Consider the following 10,435-nt stretch of genomic DNA (forward strand, 5'->3'; position numbering starts at 1 on the left):
GCAATGATCTTTGACTTTCTCTCCAGGCTGCGGGCCGGCCAGATCCGTCCAGCCTCCGGGCCAGGCCCTGAAACCAGCCCTGAAACCGGCTCTGCACCAGAGCCGCACCCAGGGCGCTGCGTCCTGATCCTGGGCATGCACCGCAGCGGCACCAGCGCATTGGCGGGCAGCTTCCGCGAAGCTGGCCTCTATATGGGCCGGGTGCTGGACCATAGTTTCGGCCTCAACCCCAAGGGGCTGCAGGAACCCTCGGCGCTGGTCTACATGCATGAGAACCTGCTGGAAGCCAATGGCGGCGCCTGGCACGAGCCGCCGGAACAGATCACCTGGCAGCCGCTGCACAAATCGGTGCGCGACCTGTTCATCGACTCCCGCCGCGGCCAGGGCACATGGGGTTTCAAGGAGCCGCGCACCCTCTTGGTGGCGCAGGAGTGGATCGACGTGCTGCCGGACTGGACCGGTGCCGGCATCTTCCGCGACCCCCGCGAAGTCGCCCTGTCGATCCAGGGGCGCAACGGCTTTGAACTGGACAAGGGCTTTGCCATCTGGAACGCCTATAACCAGCGCCTGCTGCAGCTGCACCGCCAGCACGGGGTGCCGGTGATGGAATTCACCTCCGATCCCGAAGCGATGCGCACAGGCATTTCCCGGCTGATCGCCCATGCCGGGCTGACCCCGCCGGACAGCCCCGCCTTCTTTGACGCCAGCATTCCGCGCAACAGCGGCGCGGCGGCAGAGCTGGAAATCCCGGCAGAGGCCGCCCGCACTCTTGCCGCCCTGCGCGAGGCCGCCCGGGCGGCATGAGACGCAGATGACACCCGGGCAGGTTCTTTCCACCCGCCTGTTTCCCAGGGGCCAGGGGGCGGACGCCTGCCGGATCACCGGGCTGGCGGCGCGCTGCGACTGGGTGCTGCTGTCGGACTGGCAGAAACCGCAGATCCGGCTGGTGCAGCAGCGCCCCGGTGCGCCCCGGCATATCTTCCTGTCGCTGCGCGCGCCTTTCCCTGCGCTCTTGCATTTCGCCCACAAGGTGCTGCCGCAGCTTGCCGCGCCTTTCGTGCTGGTCAGCGGCTCCGAGGATATCACCCTGCCGCGCCAGACCGACCAGCGCTGGCGCCAATACAACGCTGCAGAGCAGACCGCCATCCAAGCGATCCTGGACAGCCCGCTGCTGATCCGCTGGTTTGCCGAAAACCTGGATGACGCCAGCCACCCCCGGATGGCACCGCTGCCCTTGGGGCTGGTGTTTGATGACGGCCGCACAGACCAGCCGCTGGACTGGCCGGATGTGCCGCCGCTGGCCACGCGCCCGGTGCGGGTGCTGTGCGCGCACCGGCTGCGCGAGGGGCCGCAATGGGAGGTGCGCCGCCAGGTCACGGCGCTGGCCCGCGGGCCCTGGCGCAGCTGGACCACGGTGGTGGAGGATGAGGTGACAGAGGCAGAGTTCACCCGGCTGCTGCGCACCCATGCCTTTGTGATCTGTGCGCAGGGTGGCGGGCTGGACCCCTCGCCCAAGGCCTGGGCAGCGCTGATCCAGGGCACGGTGCCGCTGATCCATGCGCCCAGCCTGGCCGGCGCTTACGGGCTGTTGCCGGCCATCCAGGTGCCGGGCTGGCTGCCGGGCAGCATCACCCTGGACCGGTTGCAGCGCTGGCACGCCTGGGCCTGCCCGCGGATGGACGGGGCGGCGCGCGCCGCGCTGCGCCAGCGGCTGTCGCTGGACTATTGGTGGCGCCGCATTGCGGCCGCGGCGGAAGAAGCCGGCACCGTCTGACGCCCGCCCTGCCCTGTGGAGCCCTGCTTTCTGGCCCTGCCCCGCGGTTTTGCCGCGCCCCGGTTTTTTGTCTTTCCCAAGCAAAAAGGGCCCCCGAAGGGGCCCTTTTCTCTAGCTCTCTCAAAATCCTGTCTGGATTACAGGATCAGCCAGTCAGCCGGATCGGCAGCTTGCAGAGCGGACAGATCAACAGAGTCGAAGGTGATGGTCTGGCCTGCGGTGATGAACAGAGTCACATCGGTGCCGTCATCGGTCATGCTGTCCAGAACATCGTCTGCATCAGCGAAGCCCAGAGCGGACAGGTCGACTTTGTGGTCTGCATCGCCAGCAATGAAGCCTTCAATTACATCCGCGCCGTTTCCGGTTTCGAAGATGATGGTTGCCGATGCATCGGCAGAAGCGAAGTTGAAGACATCGTCCCCAGCACCGCCGTACAGCACGTTATCACCGGTTGCAGTGGCCAACACGTCGACATCGTCATTGCCGCCACCGTTATAAACGATGTTATTGCCGGAGCCTGCAATGTTGATCTGGTTGTCGCTGCCTGCAGCGCCGCCAGCGGAGGTACCGCCACCGAAAATGGTGTTGTTGCCGGTTGCGGTTGCCAGAATATCAATGGTGTCCGCATCGTCATCGTTACCAGCGTAGATGATGTTGTCGCCGTCACCATTCACATCGATGTCATCCAGGCCGTCGCCGCCGCCGGTGGTGTTGTTGCCAGCCGCGTCGCCATCTGCAGTACCAATCACGATAGTGTCGGTACCAGTGCCGCCCCAGGCAGTGTTGGCGCCATCACCATTGATGGTGATGGTATCGTCTCCTGCGCCACCGCCAACGGTGTTGTCGCCAGCACCATCTGCAGTCAGGGTCGTACCGATATCAATGGTGTCGGTGCCGTCACCGCCCCAGGCTTCGTTGTTACCGTTGCCGTTGATGTCGAGATCATCATCGCCGCCGCCGCCAGCAATGATGTTATTGCCATCACCATTGGCATCAACTGTATCATTTCCTTCATCATCGGCACCGGCCCATACGCGGTTGTCGCCGTCGTTCAAGTCGATGTTATCAGCACCGTCACCACCAATGATGGTGTCATTGCCAGCACCATCTTGGATGGTGTTTGCAGCAGAGGTGCCTTCGATGCGGACATCGGTGGTGAAGGTAGCATTGCCACCATTAACGTTGATGTTAACGCCAAAGTCGATGTCGACAGCAATATCACGGGTGATGGTGTTGCCCGTAGTGTCTTCGACAGTAACAGTCAGAGTGTCATCTTCGAAGGTGTCACCCAGCGCGATGGTGCCGATGTCGGTCGGGGCTTCATAGGTCAGTTGCCAATCAGCGTCAGTACCATCCCAATTGACGGTGATGGTGCCGCCGTTTGCGGTTTCGAAGCTGTCATCGTGTTCATAGGTGACGCCATCGATGATGATGCCCGCTGCTTGGGAGAAGGTGACGTCATCATGCGTGACCGCGCCGGAGGTGCCGTTGAAGGTGTTGCCTTCAAGGGTAACCGTCGCATTTGTAAAATCGGCGGAAGCAATATCCGCGTCGTCGTCGAAGATGAAGAACTGATTGTCGCCGCTGGTCTGGCTGAGCACAGCGTCGCCGGCGTTAGAAACCTGCACTCGTTCAATGCTGGTGACGGCGAGGGCGGCTACCGCGCCAAGATTGAACGCACCACCAGCAGCACCAGCAACAGACAGATCATCGCCAGCGGCCAGGTCAGTAATCAGCGTGTCGGTGTCGTCGCCGCCATCAATTACTTCTGCGGCGGTGAACTCACCAGTGGTAATGGTGATTTCATCATCGCCTGCACCACCCAGAATGTTGTCGTCATCTGCACCGCCATCGATGGTATCGTTGCCGTCTGCACCATTGATATCGTCCGCACCAGCCAGGCCGGTGATGATGTCGTCATCGTTGGTGCCTGCAATCTGGTCGCTACCAGGTGTCCCGTTGAAAATTGCCATAGTCTTTAGTCTCCTGCTTGAGAGCTATCTTTGTTCATCCAGAAAGCGCTTTACCCCAAAAGGGCGCTTGCACCTCCGCTATCAGGGGCCTTGCTTCTATGTCAAGCATTGCTCCCAAAGTTGCGCGCACCCGCATAGGGACTGTCACCCAAACTGCTCACTTTGCTGTCCCCGGCAGACGGCATAAAGGTTACGGCGGCATTGCGCGCGGCCACTAAAACCGCTTTGCAGCCTGTTTTCAAGGGATTCGACGCGGGTACTGCAGGCTTTGCAGAAAAGGTTTGAATCTCTATTTAGTCGCCTCCCTGAATGGCCGGGATTCCTGGGGCGGACCGCGGGCGCTGCCCTGTGGATAACGTTGCAACCGGGGTAAGGTTTTCCTCACCTGATCCGCAGAACCGGGCCTGCCGCGAATCTGCTACCCCCTTTGTGGTAGGCATGGCGCGGTGGGGCTGGGCCGTGGCCTGCAGATTTGCTCTGCCCTGCAGGGCCCGCGCCTGCTCCGGTGCCACGCCTGCAGGGCAGCGGGGACAGCCGGGGCGGGCTATTGCCGGGTTTCCGGCGGTGTGCGCCGCCCTGCATCCGGCCGGGCGGCGGGGCCGATTCCGGGCTTGGGTTTTGCCGCAGCACCGCCTAGGAACAGAGCCTGGAACCACAGGCGGCGCCAAGGGAGACGGCAGATGGCACAGGACCGGTGCGGGCGGGTCGAAAAGACTCTGTTCATCATCACCTACGGGCGCTCGGGCTCGACGCTGCTGCAGAATATGCTGAACGCGCTGCCGGGCTACAGCTTGCGGGGCGAAAACGCCAATCTGCTGGCGCCCCTGGTACGCGCCTGGGACGATCTGCGGCAGTCGGAACAGGCCGCCTCGATGCGGGCGCGTGGCACGCCTTCTGGCCCGCATCAGCCCTGGTACGGCTACGAGGCCATCGATGCGGACCGCTTTGGGCAAGATCTTGCCGATAGCTTCCTGCGCCAGGTGCTGCGGCCAGAGCCGGACACACGGGTTCTGGGCTTCAAGGAGATCCGCTGGCACGAGGATCCGGCGCTGTTTCAGCCGATGCTGGCGTTTCTCGCCCGCTACATGCCGGATGCGCATTTCCTCTTCAACACGCGCAACCATGAGGAGGTGCGCCACTCCGGCTGGTGGCGCGGCATGAAACGCGCCACGGTGCTGGAGCAGCTGGAAACCGCAGAGACGCTTTATGCCCGCTGGCAGGCCGCGCATCCCGGCCGCTGCCTGGCGATGCATTACAACAGCTATGCCAAAGACCCGGCAGCCTGGAAGCCGCTGTTTGCCTTTCTGGGGGAGCCCTTCGACCCGGAGCTGGTGGAGGCGGTGCTGGCGCGCAAGCTGCTGCACATGAAATGGCAAAAGCCGGAGCGCAAGCCCTGATCAGACCGGATCCGGGGTCTCCGGAGGCACCCTGTCCTCCGCCCCATCCTCTGCCCAGTCCGCCGCCAGACGCTGCCGTTCCTTGGTGGTCAGCCCCGGCATCGCCAGCAGCCCATGCCCCTGGGAGATATCCATCAGCTCCAGCCGCTGGGCATAGATGGCATGGCCCACACAGGCATCCTCCAGCCCGACGGCCGGCATCGCGAAAAATTCTTTCATCGCCAGATACATGTAGCTGCAGGCCGCCAGCCCCTCCGGGCCCAGCACATAGCCGTATCCGCCCGCCGCATAGTCGCGCGGCAGCGGGTACTGATAGCCGCGCATCTCCATTCCGGCATCCGCGCATTTGCCCAGATGCCAGCCGTGCCACTGATCCTGATGCCGCCTTGTGCCGACCCGCCGCCCGGCGTAATCCGCCCCCTGCCGCGCCACCCGGTCCAGGCAGGCGGCAAAACGGTCGGCATCCTTCAGCAGAATATTGTCGTCAATTTTCACCGCCAGCGCCGGCGCCGTCAGCAGATCCAGCAGCATATAGGCATAAAACAGCTTCTGGTGCAGCCCTTCATAACTGTCCGGCGCCGGCACCTGCAGCACCTCCCCGTCATAGCTGAACGACAGGCCCAGCTCCTGCTCCGGGCGCGGAGTGCGCGCGCCCAGCAGGATGATATGACGGTAGTCCCCCTGCCCCAGCGCCGCAAAGGACGCCACGCTGCGGCGTGACTCCTGCAGCCGCGGATGGCAACTGGTGTGCAGGATCACCCGCTTGCCCGCGCAATCGGCGCGCAGCCGCTGCACATCCTCAGCCGCCGTCATTTCCAGCAGCCGGGCCAGGAAGGCGGGCAAATGGCTGTTGCGGGGAAACAGCGAGAACACATCGCGCAAAGCGCCGAACCGGGCGCAAAGCGCCGTCGCATCCGCTGCATCCGTCAGCGCCTCCAGCTGCGCCACATGCTCTTCGGCGCTGCGCACTGCAAAGCGCAGGTTGTAATACATCGGCCGCTCCCGGCGCTGCAGCCGCGGCACCCGTGCAATCAGCTCTGCCTGCGAACGCGAAAACGTCTCTGCCAGCGCCCGGCTCTGCGCCAGAAGCCCGCGTCGCGCCGCCTGCAGCTCCTGTGCCGCCGCGGCCTGCGCCTGGTCTGCAAAAAAGCCGGCCAGCCGGGCGTCCCGCATCAGGGTTCCGCGCAACAGGCCAATCTCCTGTTCTTCCGGCGCCACCGCCTGATCGCGCCAAAACCGCTCCACCGCGCCGGTCTCCAGCCCGTCATACTGGCTGCGCCAGGCCGCACCGGCCCCGGGCGGCAAAGCGGTGTTGCGGCTGTAGGCGGCGCCACCCAGGCGGATCTTGTCCTTGTATTGTGCCAGCGACCGGCACGGAAAATGCAGAATAGCGATTCGTCCCTGCCCGGCGCTGGCATGGCCCGCAACATGGGCCACACTGTGATTGCCCTGCGCCACCTCCACAGAGGCCGATGCCCGGTGCAGCACCTTGCCCGGCAGCGGCTTGCCTTCGCCGTTGCGGCTGTCACGCTCGAACACATCCGTCAGCCGGGGCCCGGCACCGCCGCCCAGCACATCGCCCGGCAGCGCCGGCACCACCGCATTATGCCGCGGCACGGTGACCCAGCCGGTGCGCTCCGGCAGCAATGCGCAAAAGCTGCGTAAATCGCCACTGGCAGGCAGCCAGAACTCATCCGCATCATTGTTGATCACCCAGTCGGCCCCGTGTTCCTCCGCGGCCTTGCGCGCCATCGCCGTCACCCAATCCCGCTGATTATAGTCATCCGCAGGCTGATGCAGGTATTCGATGTCGATCTCCTGCGACAGCGCCGCGGTGATCTGCGGCGTGGCATCGGTGGACAGATTGTCCATCACGATGAAGCTGCTGACCCCCATGGCATGGTGGAAGCGGATGTTATCCTCCAGAATATCCGCCTCATTGCGCACCAGCAGCGTCATCGTGAGCTTGGGATATGTCAACGGTTCAGCCTCCGGTCTGCTGTGCATCAGGCCGTCCCGGACCCGCGTCCCGGGGCCGGCCCCCTCTCCGGTTCAATGCCGCGTTTCCCCCCGGAATGCCAGCCCTGCCACCGCCCGCAACCGCAGGGCTGGCAAAAACCGGTTTTCATAGCTGCCGGTTTGCCGCATAGATGCCACCGTCCTGCAGCCGCCCGGACCCGGTCGCAGATCCTGAACACAGCTCCTGATCCCCTGACAGAAGGCAGGCATTCCTGATGATGAATAAAAGCCTTTACAAGAACGGATATGATGAACTGCTTGAGGTGCGTCGGCGGAGCCGGGGTCTGTATTGGTTCACCGGGATATTCAGCTTTTTCGTGAACCTGCTGATGCTGACCGGCCCGCTGTATATGATGCAGGTCTACGACCGGGTGCTGGGCAGCCGGTCGGAGGCGACGCTTTTGGCGCTGTCGCTGCTGGTGGTGTTTCTCTACGCGATGATGGGGTTTCTGGATTACGCCCGCGGCCGGATCATGGCGCGGGTCGGCGCGCGGCTGCAGTCGGCGCTCGACAAACGGGTGTTTGATGCGATGACCCGCCGCTCGGCGGTGGCGCAGGATCCGGTGGCGCAGACCGGGCTGCAGGACCTGGAATCGGTGCAGCGGCTGATTGCCTCGCCGGTGCTCGGCGCCGCCTTTGACCTGCCCTGGACGCCGGTGTTCCTGGCCGGCATCGCCCTGTTCCACCCCTGGCTGGGGCTGCTGGCGCTGGCAGGCGGTGCGGTGCTGGTGGTGATTGCGCTGATGAACCAGCTGTTCACCCGAGCTCCGATGCAGCAGGCCAATATAACCGGCCACAAGGCCAATCTGATGTCCGAGGAGATCCGCAACGAGGCGGAGATGATCCAGTCGATGGGCATGCGCGGCGCCGCCTTCAGCCGCTGGAAACAGGCGCGGGACGCAGCGCTGAGCGACAGCGTGACAGCCAATGACACCGGTGGTGGCTTCACCACGCTGACCAAGACGCTGCGGCTGTTTCTGCAATCGGCCATGCTGGGGCTGGGCGCCTATCTGGTGCTGCAGGGCGAAGTGACGCCGGGCGCGATGATCGCAGGCTCGATCCTGATGGGGCGGGCGCTGGCGCCGATTGAACTGGGCCTGGGCCAATGGCCGCTGGTGCAGCGGGCGATGAAGGGCTGGCACAGCCTGGCGGAATTGCTGGCCAAGGTGCCGCAGGAAGAGACCCGCACCGCGCTGCCCAAACCCAAGGCCCTGCTGGAAGTGCAGGGCATGGCGGCGGTGCCGCCGGGCGGCAAGACGCCCTTGCTGCGCAATGTCAACTTCCGGGTGCAGCCGGGCCAGGCGATCGGGGTGATCGGGCCGTCGGGGTCGGGCAAGTCGACGCTGGCGCGGGCGCTGACCGGGGTCTGGCCGCCAGCGGCGGGCTCGGTGCGGCTGGACGGGGCCGCACTGGACCAATATGCGCCGGATGTGCTGGGCGGCCATATCGGCTATCTGCCGCAGCGGGTGCAGGTGTTTGACGGCGCCATTGCCCAGAACATCGCCCGGCTGCAGCCAGAGCCGGATGCCGCCAAAGTGGTGGATGCCGCCAAGAAGGCCGCCGCCCATGAGATGATCCTGAAGCTGCCCGAAGGCTATGACACCAGGGTCACCGCCACCGGCGGGCGGCTGTCGGGTGGTCAGATGCAGCGGGTCGGGCTGGCCCGAGCGCTGTATGCCGATCCGGTGATCGTGATCCTGGATGAACCCAACTCCAACCTCGACAATGAAGGCTCGATCGCGCTCAACCAGGCGATCAAGCAGATCAAGGCGGAAGGGCGCTCGGTGCTGATCATGGCCCACCGCCCGGCGGCCATCCAGGAATGCGACATGCTGCTGGTGATCGACGGCGGCACCCAGACCGCCTTTGGCCCCAAGGACAAGGTGCTGCAGGAAATGGTCGCCAACCATCAGAACATCCGCCAGGCAACCGGCGCAGGAGGCGTGCGATGAGCATCGAAAGCAAATGGCCTGCCCGGCGGCCGCTGATCATCGGCCTGCTGGCGCTGCTGGTGCTGGTGGGCGGCTTCGGGTCCTGGTCGGTGCTGTCGTCGATTTCCGGCGCGGTGGTGGCGACAGGGCGCATTGAGGTCGACCGCAACCGCCAGATCGTGCAGCATCTGGATGGCGGCATCGTGGCCGAGATCCTGGTCGACGAAGGCGACACCGTGGCCGAAGGCGACACGCTCCTGCGGCTGGACGCCAATGAGCTGACCTCGCAGCTGGTGATCATCGAGGGCCAGCTGTTCGAGCTGATGGCGCGCCGCGGCCGGCTGGAAGCCGAGCGCGACACCGCCGCCGCAATCACCTTTGAGCCGGAACTTCTGCAGGCCACAGAGCAGCTGCCGGATGTAAAGGATCTGGTGGAGGGCCAGCGCCGCCTGTTCGAAGCCCGCAAGGACACCACCGCCCGCGAGATCGAACAGCTGGAGAAGCGCCGCAGCCAGATCCAGGAGCAGATCCGTGGCATCCAGGCACAGCAGCAGTCGATGACGGTGCAGCTGGAGCTGATCGGCGAGGAGCTGGCAAGCCAGCAGTCGCTGCTGGACCGCGGCCTGGCGCAGGCGGCGACGGTCCTGAACCTGCGCCGCACCGAGGCCGACCTGCAGGGCCGCCTGGGAGAGCTGGTGGCCTCGGAAGCGCAATCCGAGGGCCGTATCACCGAAATCGACATCGAGATCCTGAAACTGGCCACCGGCCAGCGCGAGGAGGCGATCAGCCGGCTGCGCGACCTGCGCTACCAGGAGCTGGAGCTGGCCGAGAACCGCCGCTCGCTGCAGGGGCGGCTGGCGCGGCTGGACATCACCGCGCCGGTGTCGGGCATTGTCTACGGGCTGCAGGTGCAGACGCCGCGCTCGGTGATCCGCGCGGCCGACCCGGTTTTGTACCTGGTGCCGCAGGACCGGCCTCTGGTGATCGCGGCACAGGTCGCCCCCACCGATATCGACCAGCTCTACACCGGCCAGGAGGTGACGCTGCGGTTCTCGGCGCTGGACCAGCGCACGACGCCAGAGCTCTTTGGCCATGTCACCCAGGTCTCGGCGGATGCCTTTGACGACCAGGGCAGCGGGGTTTCCTATTACCGCGCCGAGATTGAATTGAACCCCGGCGAACGCGGCCGCCTGCCTGCGGGCACGGTGCTGATCCCGGGGATGCCGGTGGAAAGCTACATCCGCACCGCCGCCCGCTCACCCTTGGCCTACCTCATCAAGCCGCTGTCCGACTACTTCGTCAAAGCCTTCCGCGAAAGCTGAAGGCCAACAGACACGGAGG

Annotated in this window: 7 protein-coding genes; 5 read left to right on the forward strand and 2 right to left on the reverse strand. The window is 64.9% G+C overall.

Features of this window, described 5'->3' with window-relative positions; all coding sequences use genetic code 11:
- Positions 1-3: 3 nt before the first annotated feature.
- Both ACP151_RS16620 and ACP151_RS16625 read left to right on the forward strand, forming a co-directional pair.
- Positions 4-804 (forward strand): hypothetical protein, encoded by an 801-nt coding sequence (locus tag ACP151_RS16620; RefSeq protein WP_424980020.1) that lies wholly within the window; start codon positions 4-6, stop codon positions 802-804.
- Positions 805-811: 7 nt separating this feature from the next.
- On the forward strand, positions 812-1,774 hold the full coding sequence (locus tag ACP151_RS16625; protein ID WP_424980021.1) for a hypothetical protein: 963 nt from the start codon (positions 812-814) through the stop codon (positions 1,772-1,774).
- Between the two features lie 137 nt (positions 1,775-1,911).
- Here ACP151_RS16625 and ACP151_RS16630 read toward each other — a convergent pair whose 3' ends face one another.
- Positions 1,912-3,747, reverse strand: coding sequence for a beta strand repeat-containing protein (locus tag ACP151_RS16630; RefSeq protein ID WP_424980022.1), 1,836 nt, complete (start codon positions 3,745-3,747; stop codon positions 1,912-1,914).
- Positions 3,748-4,427: 680 nt separating this feature from the next.
- On the opposite strand from ACP151_RS16630, the gene ACP151_RS16635 reads away from it, so the two are divergent.
- The gene (locus ACP151_RS16635) at positions 4,428-5,144 is read left to right on the forward strand and encodes a sulfotransferase (protein ID WP_424980023.1); all 717 of its coding nucleotides are present in this window, start codon (positions 4,428-4,430) and stop codon (positions 5,142-5,144) included.
- Here the strand turns inward: ACP151_RS16635 and ACP151_RS16640 are convergent, their stop codons facing one another.
- On the reverse strand, positions 5,145-7,151 hold the full coding sequence (locus ACP151_RS16640) for a glycosyltransferase family 2 protein (protein WP_424980024.1): 2,007 nt from the start codon (positions 7,149-7,151) through the stop codon (positions 5,145-5,147).
- Positions 7,152-7,381: 230 nt separating this feature from the next.
- On the opposite strand from ACP151_RS16640, the gene ACP151_RS16645 reads away from it, so the two are divergent.
- Entirely contained in the window at positions 7,382-9,115 is a 1,734-nt protein-coding gene (locus ACP151_RS16645) for a type I secretion system permease/ATPase (protein WP_424978024.1), read from the forward strand.
- Positions 9,112-10,416 (forward strand): HlyD family type I secretion periplasmic adaptor subunit, encoded by a 1,305-nt coding sequence (locus ACP151_RS16650; RefSeq protein ID WP_424978016.1) that lies wholly within the window; start codon positions 9,112-9,114, stop codon positions 10,414-10,416. The genes ACP151_RS16645 and ACP151_RS16650 overlap by 4 nt, the downstream gene beginning before the upstream one ends.
- The last annotated feature ends 19 nt before the right edge of the window (positions 10,417-10,435 follow it).

This window comes from Leisingera sp. S232 (assembly GCF_049800895.1).
In the GTDB taxonomy this organism is placed as follows: Bacteria; Pseudomonadota; Alphaproteobacteria; order Rhodobacterales; family Rhodobacteraceae; genus Leisingera.

Coding starts and splice junctions, on each gene's coding strand:
- ACP151_RS16625 (WP_424980021.1), top strand. CDS start 812: ATGACACCCGGGCAGGTTCTTTCCACCCGCCTGTTTCCCAGGGGCCAG.
- ACP151_RS16635 (WP_424980023.1), top strand. CDS start 4,428: ATGGCACAGGACCGGTGCGGGCGGGTCGAAAAGACTCTGTTCATCATC.
- ACP151_RS16645 (WP_424978024.1), top strand. CDS start 7,382: ATGAATAAAAGCCTTTACAAGAACGGATATGATGAACTGCTTGAGGTG.
- ACP151_RS16620 (WP_424980020.1), top strand. CDS start 4: ATGATCTTTGACTTTCTCTCCAGGCTGCGGGCCGGCCAGATCCGTCCA.
- ACP151_RS16630 (WP_424980022.1), bottom strand. CDS start 3,747: ATGGCAATTTTCAACGGGACACCTGGTAGCGACCAGATTGCAGGCACC.
- ACP151_RS16650 (WP_424978016.1), top strand. CDS start 9,112: ATGAGCATCGAAAGCAAATGGCCTGCCCGGCGGCCGCTGATCATCGGC.
- ACP151_RS16640 (WP_424980024.1), bottom strand. CDS start 7,151: ATGCACAGCAGACCGGAGGCTGAACCGTTGACATATCCCAAGCTCACG.